This is a genomic window from Butyrivibrio sp. FCS006, assembly GCF_000424525.1.
Taxonomy (GTDB): domain Bacteria; phylum Bacillota; class Clostridia; order Lachnospirales; family Lachnospiraceae; genus Butyrivibrio.
Genome location: NZ_AUKB01000014.1, coordinates 43,790 through 66,026, shown reverse-complemented (window position 1 = coordinate 66,026; position 22,237 = coordinate 43,790). Strand labels below are relative to the sequence as shown.

Sequence of the window (22,237 nt, the reverse complement as noted above, 5' to 3'; positions counted from 1 at the left end):
TTTTCGATGTGATATTGTTATAATGCGCCAAGAAATGAGCAGCAGGGAAGCAGCTCATCTCCTGGCTTTTTCTTTTGCAAAAGAATAACTGTAAACCAAAGACGCTTGTGTCTGATCGAAGGATTGGACCGGCGTCTTTTTCTATGCTCAAAAATACAAAAGAAAGCGAGAAAACAAAATGGATTTTGAGACATTTAGAGAAAATCTTGCCAGAGATATTAAGGAAACACTTGAGGCCAGGACCGGAACAGACTTTGAGGTCGAGCACCGCACAGCGGAAAAGATGAACGGTAACTATGAGGCAATCGTAGTAAAGCCTGCAGACAGCGAAGTAGGAGTCAGCCTTAATGCATCCACTCTTTATAAGGACTACGAGAGTGGCGTATCTTACGAGAGCATCGCAAAGGGAGCAACTGATCTGGCGGACAGATCTCTTAGAAACCAGCCGGAGTTTGATGTGGATTCTTTCAAGGACTATGACAAGATGAAAGGTACACTTGCAATGGAGGTCGTCTCCAAGGAGAGAAATGCGGAGCTTCTTGATACTGTCCCTCATAAGGATATTGAGGATATGTCAGTGGTTTACCGCTTTGTACTTGGCGAAACACCTGCAGGTTCAGGAACAATCCTTGTTACGAATCAGATGCTTGAGAATTATGGGATTACCGCAGATCAGCTTCATGCGGACGCAATGAAGACAGCTCCTGAGGTGAGACCTCTTGTAATTGAGGGTATGGGCCAGGTTCTTGCTAAGCAGATGGGGGTTGAGGACCTGGAGGTGCTTGGCCTTAACATTCCTCCTGAGCAGGAGCAGATGTTTGTTGCTTCTGTGGAAGGAAATGTCCACGGTGCCGGAGTGCTGGCATACTCCGACTTTTTTGACAAAGTAGCAGATAGGCTTGGTGATCAGCAAAACTTCTTCATTTTACCCAGTTCGATACATGAGCTCATAATTGTGCCTGACAACGGTATTATGGATCTTCACAATCTTGAGAGCATGGTAAGAGAGATAAATGCCTCTGTAGTGGATCCTTCGGAGCAGCTCACCGACAATGTTTACCACTATGATGCCAAGGAAAAGGTCTTTGAGCTTGGTGAGAAGTATGTGGAACGTCAGGCTGCCAAGGAGGCAAGAGGCCATGAGGCTTCGGAAAAGAAATCTCTCCTGGGAGATCTTAAAGCTGCTAAGGATGAGGCTTCCAAGACACCTCACAAGGATGCTGACATCGGAGAAAAGTCCATGGATGGAAAAAGCCTTGGCTGATAACAGAAGATAGCAAAGGTATGATTGGCACTGGCCTGTGGTATATCCCGGACTGGTGCCTTTCTTTTACCAAATACATTTTCATAGAACAAGGAGAAACGAGATGCATAAAGGAAAACCAAGCAAGCATAAACTCAGCTGTGCAAGAAACAGATCAAGAGAAATGAATCCTATCCCGGTTGGGAATCTTAAACCACATAATTGCAAAACTCCATGTCCTTACGGAAATGGAACTACCTTTTGTTTTCCATGTATGGCCAAGATCATGAACGAGCATAATGCATTAAGAAAGGCTGGATAACTGTCTATGACAGATGAAACATCAAGAGATGTTGTGAGATTCGTGATAAGGACAGGTAAGGTGTCGGCTAAGGCTCTCTGGAAGGGGCTTTGCGCAGTTGTTCGTGCTTACAAACACCATAAGCAGACCGGAAAGCAGAGCGTGAAAACTCTTATAAGACAGGGGCAGGGTGCAACCAGTATGGAGGTGAGCGGCGAGAGCCTTCGGACTTTCAAGCGCATTGCCAACAAGTATGGAGTGGATTTTGCCATCGTAAAAGACAAGACTTCTGATCCGGTGCGTTACAACTGCTTTTTCAAAGCTAAGGACATGGACGCTATAACTGCCGTGGTAAAAGAGTACTCGGATAAAGTTGTAAAACGTGAACAGAGGAAAGAAAAGCCCAGTCTCATCAATCAGATCCGTAAGCTCAAAGAGGAAATAGCAAAGCATCCCCGCAAGGAGAAAGTAAAGAACAAGGAGATTGTCAGATGACCTCTAAAATAAAAAAGAAGATCATACTAAACATCCCTTACTTTGCTGTAGGACTCTTTTGCACGAATCTTGGTGAAGCCTGGCGAATCGCCTGGGGCAGCAATATGTCTGAGAAGGTCCAGGGGCTTATATTGTACGGAGGCTTTAAAACTGCCTTTGCAAATATGCTTCCAAGCTTTCATCCATTAGACCTGGCTGTTGGCATTGCTTGTGGAGCAGGGCTTCGTCTTGCAGTTTATATCAAAAGCAAGAATGCCAAGAATTTTCGCCATGGAGAAGAGCATGGATCAGCAAGGTGGGGAAAACATGAGGATATAGAGCCTTTTGAGGACCCGGTCTTTGCAAATAATGTGATCTTGTCACAGACAGAGAAGATCACTATGAACTCAAGACCTCCTGATCCGAAGTATGCCAGAAACAAGAATGTTCTTGTGATTGGCGGCTCCGGCTCAGGTAAGACAAGGTTTTTTATTAAGCCGAATCTTTTACAGTTCCACAGTTCCTATGTTTTAACCGATCCAAAGGGAACGCTCATTGGAGAGGTTGGGAACGCTTTTGTGAAGGCCGGGTACAGGATAAAGGTCTTTAATACCATCAATTTCAAGAAGAGCATGCATTTTAATCCCTTCGAATACATCCATTCAGAGTCTGACATCCTAAAGCTGGTAACAACGCTTATGGCTAACACCAAGGGTGATGGTTCGCCCACCGATCCGTTTTGGGAGAAAGCTGAAAGGCTTCTCTATACGGCGCTGATTGGCATGATCTATTATGAAGCTCCTGCAGAGGAGAGGAATTTCAATACGCTGATTGAGATGATCAATTCAATGGAGGTCAGAGAAGATGATGAATCCTTCAAAAATGCGGTGGATATCCTGTTTGAAAGATTGGAGAAAAAAGATCCCAACCACTTTGCGGTAAGGCAATATTCCAAGTACAAATTGGCTGCCGGCAAGACAGCTAAATCGATTCTTGTGAGCTGTGGTGCAAGACTTGCTCCTTTTGACATTGCCCAGGTAAGGGAAATCATGAGTTATGACGAGCTGGAGCTTGATACCATCGGAGATGAAAAGACAATTCTGTTCCTTATCATGTCTGATAATGACAGTACTTTTAACTTTATGATCAGTATCATCTACAGTCAGCTTTTTAACCTCTTATGTGAAAAAGCAGATGATGTATATGGCGGAAAGCTTCCTGTCCACGTGCGCTGCCTCATTGATGAGGCGGCGAACATCGGACAGATACCTAATCTGGAGAAGCTTATGGCAACAATTCGAAGCCGCGAGATATCAGCAGCGCTTGTGCTTCAGGCTAAGTCTCAGCTGAAAGCTATCTACAAGGACAATGCAGAGACCATCTGCGCTAACTGCGATTCACAGATATTCCTGGGAGGTACAGAGCAGTCTACCTTAAAGGATATCAACGCTACTTTGGGAAAAGAGACAATCGACCACTATTACACAGGTGAGACCAGAGGAAATCAGCCCACCTACAATCTGACTTATCAGAAACTAGGGCGTGACCTTATGAGTATTGATGAGCTCTCTGTAATGGACGGTTCAAAGTGCGTTGTACAGGTTAGGGGAGTGAGACCCTTCCTGTCGGACAAATACGATCTTACACAGCATCCTAATTACAAACTAACTGCGGATGCAGACAAAAAGAACTGGTTTGATGTGGAGAAATTCCTTAGCCACAAAGTGGTCCTCAAACCGGATGATGAGTATGAAGTAATTGAAGTAACAGATGAGGATTAAGACTCAAAAGGTCTTTTCCTATAAATGCCTGGAAACAGGCATGTGCGATCGTACGCCAGAAGTCAGTCGACAGGCTCTGGCAGTAACTATCAACCGGCATCCCGGAATACGAGGGGTGTCGCTAACCAACAAAAAATATTGGAAGGAGGATAGCCAGGAATGCAGGCGGCATAGAGCTGCTTGCATTTTTGGTTTTCAAGAATTATGGCATTTTTTCAGAGTGCAGTAGGATCACTGCAGACAATTGTTATCGCATTAGGCGCAGGCCTTGGAGTGTGGGGCGCCATCAACCTTTTGGAAGGATATGGCAATGACAATCCCGGCGCGAAGTCACAGGGAATGAAGCAGCTCATGGCTGGCGGTGGTGTTGCCCTCGTTGGCACAACACTTGTACCTCTTCTTGCAGGACTTTTCTGATCTGCGAAGAGAGAAGCAAAAAAGACAACTGAATATTGAGAAAGTACAGGCTGGCGGGAGAGAACTCCTGACCAGCCTTCCTTTAATTACATCCAGCGATAAGCTGGCAAAGATATGGGAGGGATGTTGTGGATAGAGTAATCCAGCAAATTGAAGAACATATCAAAGAATTTATAATCCCTGTCCTAATGCAGTATTTTCAGAGTATGTTTGGATACGTTAATGATCAGGTGGCAGGAATCGCTTCAGACGTGGCTGTAACACCATCGGCTTTTTCGCCTGGCGTTTTCAGTATGGTGAGGAACGTGTCAGAAACGGTGATAATGCCCATAGCGGGTATAATACTGACCTTTGTGGCCTGCTATGAGCTGATACAGCTGATCATCAGTTATAACAACCTGGCAAGCTTTGAGACCTGGTTTATCTTCAAATGGATATTTAAGACATTTGTTGCAGTTGAGCTTATTACGCATACATTTGATTTTGCGCTGGCTGTCTTTGATGTTGCCGGGCATGTGATTGCAAGTGCCGGTGGAGTCATTGGTGCATCAACAGCAATTGATTCATCAGCTCTTTCAAGCCTTCAGTCCACATTGGAAACGATGAATGTATTTGAATTGTTTGGCCTGTTTCTGCAGGTATCAATTATTTATGTGACTATCCTGGTCCTTTCAAGGATCATTTTTGTCATTATCTATGTGAGGATGATTGAAATATACATGTATGTTTCCATGGCGCCAATTCCTTTTGCAACATTTGGAAACAGGGATCAGAGCACAATGGGTATGAACTATGTAAAGAGTCTTTTCGCTCTTGGTTTTCAGGGCTTCCTGATCATGATCTGTGTAGGAATATATGCAGTATTGATCCAGTCAGTAGCTTTTTCAAGCGATATAGTCGGATCCCTTTGGGGAGTTGTAGGATATACGATCCTTCTGGCATTCTCGCTCTTTAAGACAAATTCAGTATCCAAGTCAATCTTACAATGCATTTAACAGGGAAGGAGAAAAAATGGCAGCTTCGTACGTAAGCGTGCCGAGAGATCTTACAAAGGTCAAAAGCAAGGTCATTTTCAATCTGACCAAAAGACAGATCATATGCTTTTCGGTGGCGGCGCTCATAGGAGTACCGTCTTTTTTTCTGATAAAAAGCGTGGCTGAGATAAACGTGGCAGTTATGGGAATGATGGTTGTTATGATGCCAATATTCTTTTTTGCCATGTATGAAAAGAATGGAAGACCTTTGGAAGTCTATCTCGGGCATTTCATAGAGGCCGTATTCATAAGGCCAAAGAAACGTCCGTACAGAACGGATAATTACTACGCGGCGCTTCATAGATGTGCTGCAGCAAAAGAGGAGGTGGAAGAAATTGTTCGTGCTTCCGTGGAGGAATAATAAAAATACCAGGGAATTTACCATGCCTGAGGGCCTTAACAGAAAGCAGCAGGAAGAGGTAAAAGAGATAATCAAAAATGCCCAGAAAAATGATGGAACGCCGAGAACATCCCAGCAGACAATTCCTTTAGAGAGAATGTTTCCGGATGGCATCTGCAGGGTGGGAGAGGATTATTACACCAAGACCATTCAGTTTCAGGATATCAACTACCAGCTGGCACAGCAGGAGGATAAGACGGAAATCTTCGAGGAATGGTGTGGATTTCTTAACTTTTTTGACAGTTCGGTTCATTTCCAGCTGTCCTTTATGAACTTCGCAACTGAAGTTGGAGACTTTGAGAAAAAGATCGCGATTCCTCATCAGGCAGACAGATTCAATGATGTAAGGGATGAATATTCCGGAATCTTATTAAAGAACATGCAGGCGGGAAATAATGGTCTGACCAAGGTGAAGTATATAACTTTCGGAATTCATGCGGATTCCATGAAGTCTGCAAAGCCAAGGCTTACGCATATTGAGGTGGATATTCTCAATAACTTCAAGCGTCTTGGGGTAATTGCCGAGACTCTTAATGGAGCACAGCGCCTTGAACTCATGCACAGACAGATGCATATGGGTGAGACGGGTAAATTCCGCTTCGATTGGAAGTATCTTGTAAACTCAGGACTTTCGGTAAAAGACTTTATTGCTCCAAGTTCTTTTGAATTCCCTAATGGCAGATACTTCAAAATGGGAGATACCTGGTGTGCCATGAGCTTTTTATCTATAGATGCTTCTGATATCAGTGACAGGATGCTGGCGGATTTTCTAGGGATGGAATCAAGCCAGATCGTTACAATGCATCTGCAGTCTGTGGATCAGAACGAGGCAATCAAAACTATTAAGCACACAATAACCGAGCTGGACCGCTCCAAGATTGAGGAACAGAAAAAGGCTGTCCGAGCCGGATATGACATGGAGATCATCCCCTCAGACCTTGCTACATACGGTAAGGATGCGAAAGCTCTTTTAAAAGAGCTGCAGTCCCAGAATGAGAGAATGTTCCTGCTTACATTCCTAGTGATGAATACGGGAAAGACCAAAGAAGAGCTTGATAACAACATTTTTCAAGCATCTTCAATAGCCCAGAAGCATTCATGCAATCTGGTGAGACTTGATTTCCAACAGGAGCAGGGACTTGTCAGTACGCTCCCTCTTGCTTATAACGAGGTGGACATACAGCGTGGTATGACAACTTCAAGCACAGCAATCTTTGTGCCTTTCACGACTCAGGAACTGTTTCAGGATCACAGAGGAGCACTGTATTATGGGCTCAATGCTCTTTCCAATAACCTTATCATGGTGGACAGAAAGATGCTTAAGAATCCCAACGGCCTTATCCTTGGAACTCCCGGATCCGGTAAGTCTTTTGCCGCAAAGAGGGAAATAGTTAATTCCTTCCTGGTAACAGACGATGACATCATCATATCGGACCCCGAAGCCGAGTACAGGCCTATGGTTGAGTACCTTGGAGGTCAGGTGATCAGGATAAGTCCAACGTCGGATCAGTACATAAATCCAATGGACATCAACATGAATTATTCTGAAGACGACAATCCGGTGATGCTGAAGGTGGATTTCATCCTGTCTCTTTGCGAGCTTATCATGGGGGCAAAAGATGGCCTGCAGCCTGCGGAGAAGACAATCATAGACAGATGTGTAAGACAGGTTTACAGGAAATATCTCGAGAATCCGTGTCCTGAGAATATTCCGATACTGGAAGATCTCTACAATCTGCTCCTGGCTCAGGAGGAGCCTGAAGCCAAGTATGTAGCAACTGCACTGGAAATCTATGTTACAGGATCTCTTAATGTCTTTAACCACAGGACAAACGTGGAGCTCCACAACAGGCTTGTGTGCTTCGACATCAAGGATCTTGGTAAACAGCTTAAAAAGATAGGTATGCTAATTATCGAGGACCAGGTCTGGGGCAGAGTATCCGAGAACAGAGAAGCCGGTAAGTCCACAAGATACATCATGGATGAGATGCATCTGCTCCTTCGTGAGGAGCAGACTGCGGCCTATACAGTTGAGATATGGAAGAGATTTCGTAAGTGGGGAGGCATGCCGACCGGCGTTACTCAGAATGTCAAAGATCTGCTTGCTTCCAGGGAAGTAGAGAATATATTTGAGAACTCCGACTTTATCCTGATGCTCAATCAGGCGGTCGGAGACAGGGCAATCCTGGCTAAACAGCTTAACATAAGTCCGCACCAGCTTTCGTATGTGACACATTCGGGAGAAGGTGAAGGGCTTATTTTTTATGGGAATGTAATCCTGCCCTTTGTGGACAGATTTCCCAAGGAGACCAAGCTGTACAAGGTTCTTACAACCAAGTTTGCGGAAAAAGAAAATGCTGCTTAACCAAAGGAGATGAGCATGGCTGAAGGATTATATACAAGAAATCCTCCAAGGGATAAGGATCCCGGAGACCAGAAGGATAATGCGCCAAGAGTACATGCAAATAAATTAAAGAATAAGGATTCGGCCAGCAAATACTATGGACAAAAACTAAGGACCGGTAAGGCTGACAATAGTGAGACTCTTGAGGAAAAGAACCATCGTGACAAGCTCAGAAAGCAGACTCAGAAGAAAGCATCTGAAGTTGAGAAGACGAGAAAAGCCCAGGAAGCTGCAAAGAAAGAACGAAATGTGAGTAAAAGTTCGGTAAGTGTTTCTGAGACGGCTTCAAGAGTGGCAGCTGCAGCTGACATTATGTCGGATGTGGTTAATTCATCGGAAGATAACAGGGGTGAAAGCGCTGTATCTGAAGAAGTCTTCGAGGCAGGAGGCTACGTGGCCAGCGGTGCAGCAAGCCATGTTACTTCCAAAGTGAAGAACGGCAAGTATAGCAGTAAAGTCCATGGCCGGAAGGAAGCGAGTGCAGAAACCAAAGAAGCCGCAAGGGAAAAGGCCCGTAGGGAAATTCAGAGAAAAATGATGGAAAGACAGGCTAAAGCTGCTGAGAATGGCGGAAAGATCGGAAGGAAGATAACTGAGAAGGCAGAAGACGTTGTTGGAGCTATCGGTGAATTCATTACTGAATTTGTTCAGGACAATCCGGCGATAAGCATCATTATTGTACTGGTTCTTCTGATAGTACTTATATGCTTTGGACTTCTTAGTTCCTGCGGAGCTATTGCTTCCGGCGGCGGAGATGTCACTGTCATAACATCCTACACGGCTGAGGACACAGATATCCTTGCGGTGGAAGATGATTATAAAGAACTGGAAGAGGGCCTGCAGGATGAGATCGATGAGATAGCTGAAGACCATGCGGACTATGACGAGATCAACTACTACCTTGATGAGGTTGGTCATAATCCCTATGAACTTGCAGCTCTTTTAACAGTGATATTCGAGGCCTACAGAGAAGATGAGGTACAGGAAAAATTACAGGAGATCCTTGAGCTGCAGTATGAAATCACCTATGAGGAAGAGGTTGAAACCAGGGAAAGAGAAGTAGAAGACACAAGATGGGTAGAAGATGATTCCTACGCTGAAGGCGGATACTACGAAGACTACACCTACACAGAGGAATATGAGTATTACATCTGCAATATCTATCTTGTTAATCACGGCATTGACTATGTGGCAGAGAACCTGGGACTCACTGACGATGATATAGCCCGATACGAAGTTCTGAAAGAAACCTACGGTAACAGGATGTATCTCTTCGGCGAGGATGATATCTACAGTATTCCCGGAAGCAGAGAAGGTGACAGTGATGAACATCACGTTCCCGGGGAGTATCTCTCAGATGAAGAATTTGCAAGGATGCTTCATGAGGCTGAGAACTATCTGGGCGTTGAATATGTCTGGGGCGGATACAGTCCTGACGGCTTTGACTGTTCAGGATTTGTCAGCTGGGTAATCAATCACTGCGGTAACGGATGGAACTTTGGAAGGCTTACAGCCAATGGCCTGAGGGCCAGAACAGATTATGTTCCGTCTTCAGAAGCAAAGCCCGGAGATCTTGTCTTTTTCCAGGGAACCTATGAAGTCTCCGGGGCCAGTCATGTCGGAATATATGTGGGTGGAGGCTGGATGATCCACGCCGGTAACCCTGTGCATTACTCAAATATCAATACGCCCTATTGGCAATCACACTTTTTAGAATACGGGCGTATACCGTAAGGAGGAAAAGTTATGTTTGAAAAGTTAAAACGACTCAGGGCCGACCGGGACAGGGCACAGGCCAGACTGAATGAAGCCAAGGCAAAGCTTGATGAAGTCAATGAAAGGCTCAAGGCAGAAGAGGCCAGCAGCATGGTCGGTATTGTTGAAAGGCTTGGGCTTTCTCCTGAGCAGCTTGCAGAATATCTGGGAGTTGAGGAGAGCGAAAAGCTAACAGCTCCAATGAACAACAAGAAAGAAACAAAATCAAAGAGCACTGAAGCAGATGCTCAGGACAAAGAAAACAAAGGAATTGTGGAGGATATCTTAGATGAAAGCTTTTAAGTTAATAGCTGCCAAGGCTAAAGTCCTTGGATGTTCAGTGGCTCTTATGGGGTCACTTTTTTGTTTTACACCTGTAACTGCCATGGCGGGTGGATATGACTGCACCTGCGAGACGAAGTGTACAGAGGATCACGTGGATGAAAACTGCAAGCTCTGTAAACAGGACTATCACAACTGTGAGGGAAAAGAGCCTGAGATAGAGGAAAAGTGGGGACCACTTACACCTGATGGCAACATGGAACTTGTGGATGACTACGGATCTCTTGAAGCGGGAGGCAAGCAGTTCATAACTGTTATGACAAAGAACGGCAACTACTTCTACATCATCATCGACCGTGATGATGACGGCAATGAGAAGGTTCATTTCCTAAACATGGTGGATGAGTCAGATCTTTTGTCCCTCATGGATGATGACCAGGTCAGCGAATATATAAAAGTTACAGGGATAGGCAAGGAAGAGGAAAAAGAGCCTGAAGTGGTGACACCACAGCCTCAGCCTACACCGGAACCTGAACCTGAGCCCAAGGAAGAACCTGAACCCAAGAAAGACCCAGTCAATGTAAATGGAATTATGGCGATCATACTTGTGATCGGACTTGGAATTGCCGGCGGATTTATGTATTACACCTCAACCAAGAACTCCAAGAAGAAGTCCAAGGCTATAGATCCTGATCAGGACTATACCGATGATGATTATCTCAGGAGCATAAGTGCCGAGGATGATGAGATAGAGCTTGAAGAGGAAAAAGAGCCTGAGGATGCGGAAGGCGATAAGGAGGATGAGTGATGGGAGTAACTGAAAAAGAGTTTTCAAAAGAAAAGCTAAAGGTAACACTGGCAAAGCTCTTTGGATTTCTGGAATATGACCAGTTGATTGAAGGTTTTTATAACGAAGATGATTACAACAAATATAAGGATGAAGATGATGACGTCATCATAAACGCACTGGCAGAAGAGTATGCCAATAATCTTTATCCTGAAATCCTTGGTCAGTTCAAGGCATTTGTTCCAAACATCTTCGGATATGATTCGGAAGGTGAGCTTCTTAGCTCAGAACTGTTCTATCTTCCTGCGGTGAAGATCTATGAAGACATAGATACTTCCTACAATGATGGCGTAACAGTAGTCTATGACACCAACGAGATTTACATGCTTACAAATGGCGATATTATTCAGGTTATGTCACTGGTGGTTCAGACAAAAGAATTTATGATGAACTATCGTGGATATGTCCAGGAGCTTAAGGGCGATATCAGCTTTGCATTTGAAGAGGAGGATCTCTTCGGAAGATTGTGGGATATCGCAGCAGGGTATCGCGACGAGGAGGATGAGTGATGGCACGAAAAAGCAGATTAACTATCTTTGCAGTAAAAATAAGTAAAGACATGAAGAAGGAGCCTGACAAAAAGGCTCCTTCTTCAGTTAACGGGGACAAGACAAAGAAGTGAGGAGGTGACTTGAATGCCTGAAACAGCAACAGAAAAGAAATCATATGAGCAGAAAGCTGATTTTAAGAGCCGGGAGGACAGGCTTAAAGAACTGACAGATCAGCTTGAGGTTGGCGTTAAAGGTGTAAGAAATAGCGCAGAGTTTAAAAACCTCCTAGCTACAATGGCCAAGTTTCCTCACTACTCAGTTAATAACTGCATCCTGATCGCCATGCAAAAGCCTGATGCAACTCTCTGTCAGAGCTATACCGGCTGGAAGAACATGGGGCGTTATGTGAAGAAGGGCGAGAGAGGTATCAAGGTCATTGCACCTGCTCCTTACAAGATTGAGAAGGAAGTGGACAAGGTTGATGCCAACGGAAAAGTCATCCTTGATAAGGATGGAGAGCCTGTGAAAGAGACCAGGGAGATTAATGTCATGAGTTATAAGGCAGAGACTACTTTTGATGTTTCACAGACTGAAGGAAAAGAACTTCCGCAGCTTGCTATCAATGAGCTTAAGGGCGATGTAAACAAGTTCACTATTCTCATGGATATTATCAAAGATATCAGTCCTGTACCTATTGGCTATGAAGATATCAAGACCGGAGCCAAGGGGTATTACCATGTGCATGATAAGAGGATTGCAATCCAGGAAGGTATGAGTGATCTGCAGACTCTCAAGACCTGTCTTCACGAAGTGGTCCATGCCAAGCTCCACGCTGACCCAAACAAGGAAATCAGTAAGAACAGGAAGGAGATTGAGGCAGAAGGGACAGCGGCAGTTGTCCTTAACTTTTTTGGCTATGATACAAGCTCCTATAGCTTCCCATATCTGGCATCCTATTCCACGGATGAAAGTCTTAAGGAACTAAAGAGTGCCCTTGGCACCATCAGGTCAACCTCTTCAATGATCATCAAATCTGTGGAAGACATGATGATTCACAAGGAAAAATCTCAGGAGATGAGTCCTGAGCAGGGAGCACTCCTGGAACAATATGCGAAGGAACAGGCAGGTGCTAAGTCCAAAGAAGGGATTGAGAAGAGCCATCATGAGGGTGACGTTCCACTGAGAAATGCAGATGGAGTTGTTGCCGATAATTCTGGAATTACTGGAAATATTGGCAGAAAGATCCTTGGTACAGTCCGTATCCTTCCAGATGGGTGGGGCGGAGTTAAGCAGTCTCTTCTGGATAACCTGAATATCCGAAAGGATCAGATAAAAAACGAAACGGCAGAAAAAGCTGCAAGTAAAGAGAAGGAGGTAGTCACGAAATGAGTGGTATAGATGATGGATGGAAGGATGCTGCCGATTTTGGCGACGAGCTTCCATTTGGAAATTTTGAGGACGGCAGTGGAACTAAGCAGGCCTATACGCCCGAAGACGTAGTAGGCAGCTGTCCTGTATGCGGTGGTCACATTGTTGCAAGAGAGAAGGGTTTTCTTTGTAACAATATGGAGTGCCGTTTTGGTTTGTGGAAGAACAACAGATTCTTTGAGGCAATTGGAAAAGAAATGACCAGGGAAGTAGCAGATGAGCTCCTTAACTGCGGGACAGTCAAGCTTGATGGATGTAAGTCCAAGAGAACCGGGAACTCTTTTAACTGCTATGTGGATCTGACGGTGGATGAGGAGCAGAGGCCTCACTTCGAGATCCGATTTCCTCAAAGGAAAAAGAAAGAAGGGGAGTGATGATTGTATGGAAAGAAAAACAGGAACACCGATAGAAAAGTGGGACGACGTTAACGGAAATGTACCTGAACCGGAGCCTGAGGTAGTGGAGCAGCCGGTGAAGCTTCCACAGGAACAGGACCCTAACATCATCGGAAATGTCAGGAGAGGCCTTGAAGATCAGCTGGAGCAGAACGACAACATGATTGGAGATGGTGTTATCAATAATCTCCCTGAGAATGCTCATGAGAAGGAGTCCATTATCGATAACAACGCCAACGGCATTCCGGATGAAGATGAGAAGCCAATTGGCAAAGATCATTTCCATGAAGTTATCACGGAGAGGGAAGAGAAGACTTCTCTTTTAAAAGAACTCCACGAGTGTAAGCCCGAACCTGATGATCATCCCTGCAGGTCTTTTGCTCCTGAGCTGGTGCTGTGATATGAAAGAACCATCACAGGGCAGAATCTTTGTCCGGGTCACTCCTGAAGAACGGATGAAGATAATGCAGAAAATGGAATTGGCCGGTGTCAGAAAAATCAGCGCTTACATGAGAAAGATGGCCATCGATGGTCATGTCATCATGCTGGATCTGTCAGACATAAAAGAAGTGGAAAGGCTTCTTGGCGAATACACTGATACGCTTAAAAAGTTTGAAAAGAAAGCAGAAGAGACCGGCTGTATATATCTTCAGGACATTAAACAGCTCCAGGTAGAGCTGGATGAAATATGGGAAACATTAAAGGAAATTCTTTTCAGATTATCATTCATCAAATAAGGAAATCACAATGGCAGCAACAAGACTTATAGCACTTCATGCCACCAAGGGCAGGACTCTGGCCAAGTGCCTCAAGGAAAGAACTGACTACGCAATGAATCCTGATAAGACAGAAGAAGGGAGCCTCGTTACAGCTTATGCCTGCAATCCAAGGACTGTTAACGAGGACTTTCTTTTGTCCAAAAGAGATTACGAAGTGGCAAACGGAAAAGAAAAGGGAGACGTGATCGCCTATCAGATCAGGCAGTCCTTCAAGCCCGGGGAGATTACTCCGGAGGAAGCAAATCGAATCGGATATGAGACAGCCATGAGATTTACCAAGGGCAATCATGCATTTATTGTGGCCACACATACCGACAGAAATCATATTCACAACCATGTGATCTTTAACTCCACGACTCTTAAAGGCGACAGGAAGTTTACCAATTTTTCTTATTCCGGAATTGCCCTTGGGAGACTTTCAAATCTAATTTGCATGGAAAATGGTCTGTCAGTTATAGCACCTCAGCCTTATCACAGTAAGACAACTTACATTCATGCTGAGCGCGGACCCACATTTCGCGATGGGATAAGAGAAGCAATCGATATAGCTCTTTCCAAAAAGCCCGGCTCATTTGAGGAGCTGCTGTCGAATCTCTCCGAGCAGGGATATGAGATCAAGAGAGGCAAGCACACTTCCGTTAGAGGAAATGGTCAGACCAGATTCATCAGGTTTCGTTCCCTGGGAGATGGCTATTCGGAAAAAGATCTGCATCAGAAACTTGAGGGTGTGGCAAGAGGAACGGAAGAGAGAAGAGACACTTCTCCAAAAGAAAAAGCCAAGCCATTCTACAGAGAGGACAGCTTCGATCTTCTCCTTAACATGCAGGAGGTTATTGCAAAGGGAAAAGGTCCCGGCTATGAACTCTGGGCGAAAAAGTACAACGTCAAAAACGTCATGAAGGCACTTCTCTTTTTCCAGGAGCAGGGACTTAGGACTTACAATGAACTTGAGAAAAGAGCCGGCGACACTTCCGATAGATTCTCTGAGCTCAGTGATGAGATCAAAGGCTATGAGAAACGCCTTAAGGAAATCTCAGAACTTAAGAGTAAGATCATTGACTACTCCAAGACAAAAGACATCTATCAGCAGTACAGACAGTCTGGTTACAGTAGACAGTTTTTTGCTGAGCACAAGGAAGAGATCATGACTCACAAGGCAGCCAAAGATTCTTTTAACAGGCACAAGGGAAAACTTCCTTCTGTAAAAGAACTCAGCGATGAGTACGGAAAAGTTTTGGCAAAAAAGAAAGCGGCCTACTCCGAATACAAGGAAGTCAGAAAAAATATGCAGACCTATCAGACTGCAAAATATGACATCGATAAGATTCTTGGAATCGAAAAGACTCCGGATCATCAAAAGACACGCGAGCAGACGCGATAATTTTTTAGGGACATTACTATCAGAAAGATGATGGTGGTGTCCCTTCTTTTTTTGTGCCTTTAGCTCTCGAAGAGAGCGTAGTCAGATTGAAAATCTGATGCGAGGGGATTGGGGATACGCCCCAACAAGTGAGTACGACGGAGCATTTATGCGCAGGAATACACCACTTGCCACTTTACTTACTACCGTTAGGACACGGCTCAGCCACGGGTCGGCGCGCCGGAACGTGGACCGGACTTTTTTCTCAATATTTTGTATCTGAGTGGACAAGATATTCCTTGATGGCCGCATCATCTAGTTGGCATTTTTATGGGACTCCAAAAAGTTCATACTGTAACCATAGAGGACCATAGAGGAGACCAATATAGGGGAGACCAATACAGATAAATTACTTTTGGAGTTTTGCTCGCAATCATTTTATGAGGAGGCGTATATGGGGCGACTGATCTACTGGATAAAGAAATGTATACATCGTAACAATAAGTTCTGCAAACACTTCTGCGTGACCTGCGAATTCTATGATTTCTGCAGGAGAGACGGAGAGCTTGATTGAAAAAGCTTGTTGGGGAACATCCAGTTTACATGAAAGGTATAGGTGGTTTTATGAAAAAGATGGTTATGATTCTTACAACAATTGCTGCAGTCGGATTGATGGTTGGATTCTCCAGCATCACAGTTAACGCCTCTGGTTTTGATCTACAGGATCATTACGAAAAGATGAAGGCCAAGAGAGAACAGCAGGAGAAAGAGTTTACTGAGAAGTGGTTGGATGAACTTAAGGCCGATGGGAATCTCACCCCGGAGGCAATCAAAGCTGCTGGTAAGTATGGCGAGGGAAGAGTGCCCAATCATAAATCTACAAGTGGTAGCGGTTCTGGTAGTTATGCTGGAGGAAGTTCCGGTGCAACCACTTCAGGTAAAGGCTGGGTCTACTCGGCTGACGAGTTACATGTCATTGGACTTCCTGAAGGATCCAACGGATATACAAAGCCAGGCTACTATGGGGATGTAGATGGCACTTATTCATCCGGTTATTCAGGATCCGGCAAAGGATGGGTGTACTCAGCAGATGAACTTCATGTGATAGGACTTCCAGAAGGAGAGGATGGCTATACGCTTCCTGGGTGGTATGGGGATATAGATTAACAGATTCATAGTTGGGGCGGGGGATGATCATATATCATTTCCCGCTCTGTGTCCTTAACAGGAAGGCGGTGATCTAATGCTATTTTTCTTTGAACTATTATTGGCAATCATTATTGTTGCTATACGACAATATCTGAAGAATAAGAAAAAATACCAGATTAAGATAAAAAGGATCTTATTGAAAGTTGTAGCCACAGTGTTGGCTCTTCTGCTGACGATTACAGTATTACTACAGGAGTTGATCCAGCAGCTGCTTGATAGGATCAGCACCAAGGAAAAGAAACTGAAACTAGCGGACAAGTTCGAATGAAGAAAGAGAGGTCAAGGATATGTTCTTTGGGAAAAGAGATAAAGACGTTAGATTAACAGATAAGCAGTACAAGGATCTTACTAGCAACATGAGCAAAAAGGAGCGAAGAGAGTTTGAGCGTCGCCAGGATGAGTTTCGCAGGGAAAGAGAGGAAGATAGACTGCTCGGATGGCTTGAATTTGAAGATGAACTTGATGATTTGTGACGATTTGTGACGAAGATTTGTGACGACTGTGACGACTTTTCTTTATAGAAATATTATAACTTCTTATAGATTTATTATGTTATCCCATGAACCGATATGGTAGAATTATCTTGTCGCATTTTACGCCAAGATCAGCAAGGGGACAGCATATGAAGGTAAGTTACAACAAACTTTGGAAGCTTTTAATCGACAAAAACATGAATAAGACTCAGCTCATGGAAGCCGTCAAAACCAGTCCTAATACTATGGCCAAAATGGGCAAGAATGAGAATGTTTCGTTGGAGGTAATTACAAGGATTTGTGATTACCTGCACTGTGATGTTGGGGATATTATGGAAATGGTAGATGAAAATGGGGGGAATAATGACTGAATACAGTGCTGGATTAACATCAAAGTTATTTTGGCTGCAAGAATCAAGAAAAACGGCAGCATTAATCATCGAAGGTAAGAAGAAGAATGAAATAAAGGAAATATGTTGGTCAGAGAATATTTACCAGGTTAAAGCAGAGTATCGTGCTGGGGAGGTTCTTAATGGTACATATAGGAGAGTATCGCTGCTTCCATCAGAGGTAATGACAGCATTTGTGTCATGCGATATTGAGACAGCTAAGGTCATTAATCTCATTGCTATATTGATGGATAGTAGGTTGTTCTTCGAATTTATGCATGATGTATTTGAAGAGAAGCTTCGACTTGGTGAGAAAGAAATAACAGATAGGGATTTAAATGTATTCTTCGATGATAAAGCTATGCAGAGTGATGTAGTTGCCGGGTGGACAGATGTTGCGGTTAAAAAATTGAAACAGTGTTTTACGCGAATGTTATTGGAAGCTGGACTTCTTACAAGTAGCAAGAAACCAAGAATGATACACGAAGTGCATGTTGATTATCGCACAAGAGAATTGTTAGTGAAGAACGGATTGGAAATATATCTTAATGCAATTACAGGAGATAAGTAATGCGTGAACTATCGATAGACGAGAGACTTAATCAGATTGAGGACAAGATATCAGAAAAATCCTTTAGAGAGAATAAGGGGCTTGGTAATGAAGTTGGATACTATGTATTTGACTACAGCCCCAAGGATGAAATAATTGTCCGTAATCATCTGAAGTATTTAAAAGACAAGATTAATAACGGCAATAAAGGATTTCATATTATTGAGTTTGACCTGTTTCATTTGATGATAGAAATTCTGACGGAGCAGGGATACCTTGAAGACTTTTTCGAATTGGAAAAAGAGAATGGGTTCCAGGATTGTGCAGAGGGAATTGTAGAAACACTTGGATTGGATGAAACAAATGAACTCAATCTGATTATCAGTAAAATATTGGAGACTGACTTAACGGATAGCGTGATATTTCTTACCGGAGTAGGGAAGTGCCATCCGATAATAGCAAGTCACAATATACTTAATAACCTTCATCAGGTTTTGGATAGTGTTCCGGTGATACTGTTCTGTCCCGGAGAATATAGTGGACAGGATATCTCGGTTCTAGGAAAGAAAGCAAATTACTACAGAGCTTTTAAGTTAGTATAAGCACAGGAGAAATGATATGCAGATAAAGGATATGTTTGAAAAAAGGATTGATCGTGATATTAAGGGTGTTATTAAAGTTGGTCAGTCCGATGAAGAGAATGTATTTCAGGAGTTGGATGAGTATGTTGTAACTAAGGAACTCCTTAAGCATTTTATTGATTTCTTTGATAACTATGAAAAGGGTATCAATGGAAATACAGACAAGATGGGTGTTTGGATTTCTGGATTCTTTGGAAGTGGTAAATCTCATTTCTTAAAGATTCTTTCATATCTGTTGAAGAACAGTGTTGTCGAAGGCAAGCATGCAATTGAATATTTTACTGATGGTAAAAAGATCGATGACCCTATGCTTATCGCAAAGATAACTAAAGCAGGGAACCTCTCATCTGATGTCATGCTTTTTAATATAGATTCCAAAGGTTCTGCTAAGGTTAGTTCTTCTAAGGAAGCTATAGTGGAAGTGTTCATGAAAGTATTTAATGAGATGCAGGGATACTGTGGGTCTATTCCCTATCTTGCAGATTTTGAAAGACAGCTTGATAACGAAGGTAGATTTGACGAGTTTAAGGAAAAGTTTGAAGCTATCGCTGGGGCGCCATGGGAAAAGAAACGACAAGCTTTTGCAGTTATGCAGGATAAGATTGTGAAAACCCTTGTGGAAATGAATTTCATGAGCGAAGAGGCTGCCAGAAACTGGTGCAAAAATGCTAAGAGCGATTATGACTTAACAATAGAAAAATTTGTTGGACTTGTGCAGGAGTATATAGCTAAGAAAGGCAGTAATCATCATGTAGTGTTCATGGTGGATGAGGTCGGCCAGTATCTTGCGGATGATACAAAGCTTATGCTTAATCTGCAAACTATCGTGGAGGATTTGGGAAGCGCATGCCGCGGCAAGGCGTGGGTTATTGTGACCAGTCAGGAAGATATTGATTCTATTACGAAGACAAGAGGAAATGATTTTTCCAAGATTCAGGGTAGGTTTAATACAAGACTATCCTTGTCAGCATCCAATGTTGATGAGGTAATAAAGAAGCGTATTCTTGAGAAAAATGAGACTGCAGATGAGACTCTACGACTGTTTTATGATGATAATTCTACTAGGATTAATAATCTTATACAGTTTAAAGGCGGTGCTACATACAGAAAAGAGTACGCAGATAGGTCTGATTTTGCAGCCTGCTATCCGTTTATCCCCTATCAGTTCAATTTACTGGGATATGTACTAACTGCAATACGTACTTATGGCGCCAGCGGCAAGCATCTTTCTGATCAATCACGTTCTATGTTGGCTTTATTTCAGGAATCCACAAAGAGAATTATGGATGATGACCTTGGAGTGCTGATACCATTTTCATATTTTTATGATCCACTGCATAAGTTCATTGACCACCAGCATAGCCAGGTTATCTCTGATGCACAGGGGCGCAGCAGGCTGGAAGAGTTTGATGTTGAGCTTTTGAAAGTTCTCTTCATGATCAAATATGTAAGAGAAATAAAAGGAAATGTAGATACACTGACAACGCTCATGATAGGGAATATAGAAGATGAGCGAGTAGAGGTAAGACGCAAGATTGAGGATGGTTTAGATCGCCTTGTAAAAGAGAACCTTGTGCAGAAAAATGGTGAAATTTATACATTTCTTACCAATGAGGAGCAGGGAATCAATAATGCTATTAACAGTGAAACTGTAGAAATGGGAGAAATTATTGGTGAAGCATCTACAGTTATATTCGAGGAAATATATCCAGAGAAGAAATACCGTTATAGCACTCGTTATCTATTTCCATTTAATCAGAAAGTTGATGATAGGTACTTCAAGGGAAATCAAAACAATAATATCGGGGTTACTGTAATCACACCGTATGGCGGAGATTATACTGACTCTGCTCTTCGTGTACTGTCAACAAATCCTAATGAACCCGCTGTTATTATCAAGCTTCCAAATAATAGCGCTTTCCTTGATGAGATAACAGACTCTATAAAGATTTATAAATTCCTTAATAAGAATAGAGAAGGAGCAGGCAACTTTGACAGTATTCGCCGGGCAAAGGAAGATGAGCGCATTGAGAAAAAGGATCGTATTCGAATATTCCTTGAGGAAGCACTCAAGAATGCAGATATCTATGTAAATGGTGATAAGGCTAATATTGGAGTCAAAGATCCGGTATCCAGGATAAATGAGGCTCTTGGAAAGCTTGTAGCAGTCATTTATAACAAGCTTACATACATGGAAACAGCCCCAGAATTGTCTGATATTGCAGCAATCTTTAATTCAGACAATGGGCAGATGAGTTTTATTGGCACAAGTGATAAGGTACCAAACAAACTAGCTCTTGATGATGTAATAAGACAAATAGAATTAGGAAATCAGAGAAGAACAAAGACTTCAATGAAAACCTTACAGGATATGTTTATAGCTGCTCCTTACGGATTTGATCCTAAGGATGTACAGTGGCTTGTCGCTATGCTATTTAAACTTGGTCGCATAAGCCTTACACTCAATAGTCAGTCATTGTCGCTAATAACTAATACAAAGGATGAGCTGGTTCGTTATATAACCAAGAGGGATTTTGTTGAAAAACTGCTTATTGACATTAAGGAGAGAGCAACCGATAGTCAGATTCGTTCCGTGAAGCAGGTACTACAGGATTGCTTTGGAATTACTATTACAAGCGACGATGACGATGTATTACAGAAGTCATTCATCACTTATGCTGGGAAGAAGCAGAAGGAATACGAAGATATCCTTGTTGAGTATCGTGTAAATGATAAGCTTCCATGCAAACAATTGATGGAAAAAGCGAAGAAGGAACTGGACAGCATTCTGGAGATAAAGGACGCAGCAGAGTTTTTCAGGACTGTTGATAAAAAACGGGATGATTTATTGGATGATGCCGAGGATACAGCTCCAGTATTCGATTTCTTTAATGGTGAACAGCGAACAATTTTTGAAAAGGCACAGAAGTATATCCGGATTTTTGAAGATAGCAAGACATATGTACGAGACCAGGAAATAACAGACATATATGGAAAAATAACTTCAATTGTTGATGACAAAAAACCTTTTGGAAGGATTCATGAACTTCCAGAGTTAATTCAGCAGTTTGTTCAGAAATATGGTTCTCTTCTTAACAGTGAGGCTAAGGCGATTGAGCCAGCCCTCGATGATGATAGGAAAATCGTTTTTGATGTATTGAATTCTAAGCCTTTTGCCGATGTGTTTAAGGAAAAGTTTACTGACAGGTTTGAGGAGCTTAGGAAGAAGCTTGAAACATCGCATGAAATAGCACAGGTAAAGAATATCAGGCTAGAGAGCGATACATTGAAGCTCAGATGTCTGGATGAGATTGAAGAGTATGAGCAGGAACATGCTACACCATCAGTACCTGATACGCCACCAGCTGGAGGAGAAGTTTCACCCAAGCCAGATGTGTCGACACCTAAGCCTAAGAAAAAGAAAAATCTGTCTATTAGTAGCATGGCAGGGGCAAGAACCTATACTCTCGCTAATGAAGAAGATATAGATAAATTCCTTTCAGAGATGAGGAAAAAACTTGTTTCTGAGCTGGATGGAGACACAGTAATTACATTGAGTTAACCCAAAGCGTATTGGAGAATAT

Annotated in this window: 23 protein-coding genes; all 23 read left to right on the top strand. The window is 43.0% G+C overall.

From position 1 onward, the window contains the following. Nucleotides 1–178 precede the first annotated feature (178 nt). The 23 genes from G633_RS0106375 (at nucleotide 179) to brxC (ending at nucleotide 22,215) form a co-directional block, all read left to right on the top strand. A complete protein-coding gene (locus tag G633_RS0106375) occupies nucleotides 179–1,264 on the top strand; it encodes a DUF5688 family protein (protein ID WP_026519413.1) in 1,086 nt (361 codons plus the stop codon). Between the two features lie 103 nt (nucleotides 1,265–1,367). Beyond that, entirely contained in the window at nucleotides 1,368–1,565 is a 198-nt protein-coding gene (locus tag G633_RS0106370; RefSeq protein ID WP_026519412.1) for a hypothetical protein, read from the top strand. 6 nt (nucleotides 1,566–1,571) lie between these two features. Then, nucleotides 1,572–2,039 carry a PcfB family protein gene (locus tag G633_RS0106365; protein ID WP_022770878.1) on the top strand — a complete coding sequence of 156 codons (468 nt, stop codon included), beginning with the start codon at nucleotides 1,572–1,574 and terminating at the stop codon, nucleotides 2,037–2,039. Continuing rightward, on the top strand, nucleotides 2,036–3,799 hold the full coding sequence (locus G633_RS0106360) for a VirD4-like conjugal transfer protein, CD1115 family (protein WP_026519411.1): 1,764 nt from the start codon (nucleotides 2,036–2,038) through the stop codon (nucleotides 3,797–3,799). Before G633_RS0106365 ends, G633_RS0106360 begins: the two co-directional genes overlap by 4 nt. A 204-nt stretch (nucleotides 3,800–4,003) precedes the next feature. After that, on the top strand, nucleotides 4,004–4,216 hold the full coding sequence (locus G633_RS0106355) for a Maff2 family mobile element protein (protein WP_022770880.1): 213 nt from the start codon (nucleotides 4,004–4,006) through the stop codon (nucleotides 4,214–4,216). 128 nt (nucleotides 4,217–4,344) lie between these two features. Beyond that, nucleotides 4,345–5,211, top strand: coding sequence for a VirB6/TrbL-like conjugal transfer protein, CD1112 family (locus G633_RS0106350; RefSeq protein ID WP_026519410.1), 867 nt, complete (start codon nucleotides 4,345–4,347; stop codon nucleotides 5,209–5,211). 16 nt (nucleotides 5,212–5,227) lie between these two features. Then, the gene (locus G633_RS0106345; protein WP_026519409.1) at nucleotides 5,228–5,611 is read left to right on the top strand and encodes a PrgI family protein; all 384 of its coding nucleotides are present in this window, start codon (nucleotides 5,228–5,230) and stop codon (nucleotides 5,609–5,611) included. 22 nt (nucleotides 5,612–5,633) lie between these two features. Then, a complete protein-coding gene (locus G633_RS0106340; protein ID WP_026519408.1) occupies nucleotides 5,634–8,015 on the top strand; it encodes a VirB4-like conjugal transfer ATPase, CD1110 family in 2,382 nt (793 codons plus the stop codon). 15 nt (nucleotides 8,016–8,030) lie between these two features. Then, nucleotides 8,031–9,788, top strand: coding sequence for a C40 family peptidase (locus tag G633_RS17620; protein ID WP_051200015.1), 1,758 nt, complete (start codon nucleotides 8,031–8,033; stop codon nucleotides 9,786–9,788). Nucleotides 9,789–9,800: 12 nt separating this feature from the next. Continuing rightward, nucleotides 9,801–10,112, top strand: a complete 312-nt coding sequence (locus G633_RS0106330; RefSeq protein ID WP_026519407.1) for a DUF4315 family protein — start codon at nucleotides 9,801–9,803, stop codon at nucleotides 10,110–10,112. After that, nucleotides 10,099–10,899, top strand: coding sequence for a DUF4366 domain-containing protein (locus tag G633_RS17615; RefSeq protein WP_051200014.1), 801 nt, complete (start codon nucleotides 10,099–10,101; stop codon nucleotides 10,897–10,899). The genes G633_RS0106330 and G633_RS17615 overlap by 14 nt, the downstream gene beginning before the upstream one ends. Further along, nucleotides 10,899–11,447, top strand: coding sequence for a hypothetical protein (locus G633_RS0106320; protein ID WP_026519406.1), 549 nt, complete (start codon nucleotides 10,899–10,901; stop codon nucleotides 11,445–11,447). Before G633_RS17615 ends, G633_RS0106320 begins: the two co-directional genes overlap by 1 nt. 126 nt (nucleotides 11,448–11,573) lie before the next feature. Further along, nucleotides 11,574–12,818, top strand: a complete 1,245-nt coding sequence (locus G633_RS17610) for an ArdC-like ssDNA-binding domain-containing protein (RefSeq protein ID WP_051200012.1) — start codon at nucleotides 11,574–11,576, stop codon at nucleotides 12,816–12,818. Next, nucleotides 12,815–13,231: a hypothetical protein gene (locus G633_RS0106305; protein WP_026519405.1), complete on the top strand. Its 417-nt coding sequence runs from the start codon at nucleotides 12,815–12,817 to the stop codon at nucleotides 13,229–13,231. The genes G633_RS17610 and G633_RS0106305 overlap by 4 nt, the downstream gene beginning before the upstream one ends. Before the next feature lie 7 nt (nucleotides 13,232–13,238). Beyond that, the gene (locus G633_RS0106300) at nucleotides 13,239–13,652 is read left to right on the top strand and encodes a hypothetical protein (RefSeq protein ID WP_026519404.1); all 414 of its coding nucleotides are present in this window, start codon (nucleotides 13,239–13,241) and stop codon (nucleotides 13,650–13,652) included. Then, a complete protein-coding gene (locus G633_RS0106295) occupies nucleotides 13,609–13,989 on the top strand; it encodes a plasmid mobilization protein (RefSeq protein WP_242838838.1) in 381 nt (126 codons plus the stop codon). Before G633_RS0106300 ends, G633_RS0106295 begins: the two co-directional genes overlap by 44 nt. Before the next feature lie 10 nt (nucleotides 13,990–13,999). Then, nucleotides 14,000–15,412, top strand: coding sequence for a relaxase/mobilization nuclease domain-containing protein (locus G633_RS0106290; protein ID WP_026519402.1), 1,413 nt, complete (start codon nucleotides 14,000–14,002; stop codon nucleotides 15,410–15,412). Between the two features lie 549 nt (nucleotides 15,413–15,961). Continuing rightward, nucleotides 15,962–16,558, top strand: coding sequence for a hypothetical protein (locus G633_RS0106280; protein ID WP_026519401.1), 597 nt, complete (start codon nucleotides 15,962–15,964; stop codon nucleotides 16,556–16,558). A 329-nt stretch (nucleotides 16,559–16,887) separates the two neighbouring features. Then, a complete protein-coding gene (locus G633_RS0106270; protein WP_026519399.1) occupies nucleotides 16,888–17,073 on the top strand; it encodes a hypothetical protein in 186 nt (61 codons plus the stop codon). 149 nt (nucleotides 17,074–17,222) lie between these two features. After that, nucleotides 17,223–17,444: a helix-turn-helix domain-containing protein gene (locus G633_RS0106265; RefSeq protein WP_026519398.1), complete on the top strand. Its 222-nt coding sequence runs from the start codon at nucleotides 17,223–17,225 to the stop codon at nucleotides 17,442–17,444. Then, nucleotides 17,437–18,033 (top strand): DUF1819 family protein, encoded by a 597-nt coding sequence (locus G633_RS0106260; protein ID WP_026519397.1) that lies wholly within the window; start codon nucleotides 17,437–17,439, stop codon nucleotides 18,031–18,033. The genes G633_RS0106265 and G633_RS0106260 overlap by 8 nt, the downstream gene beginning before the upstream one ends. Further along, the gene (locus G633_RS0106255) at nucleotides 18,033–18,614 is read left to right on the top strand and encodes a DUF1788 domain-containing protein (protein WP_026519396.1); all 582 of its coding nucleotides are present in this window, start codon (nucleotides 18,033–18,035) and stop codon (nucleotides 18,612–18,614) included. Before G633_RS0106260 ends, G633_RS0106255 begins: the two co-directional genes overlap by 1 nt. A 16-nt stretch (nucleotides 18,615–18,630) precedes the next feature. Then, nucleotides 18,631–22,215, top strand: a complete 3,585-nt coding sequence (gene brxC, locus G633_RS0106250) for a BREX system P-loop protein BrxC (protein ID WP_026519395.1) — start codon at nucleotides 18,631–18,633, stop codon at nucleotides 22,213–22,215. Nucleotides 22,216–22,237 lie beyond the last annotated feature (22 nt).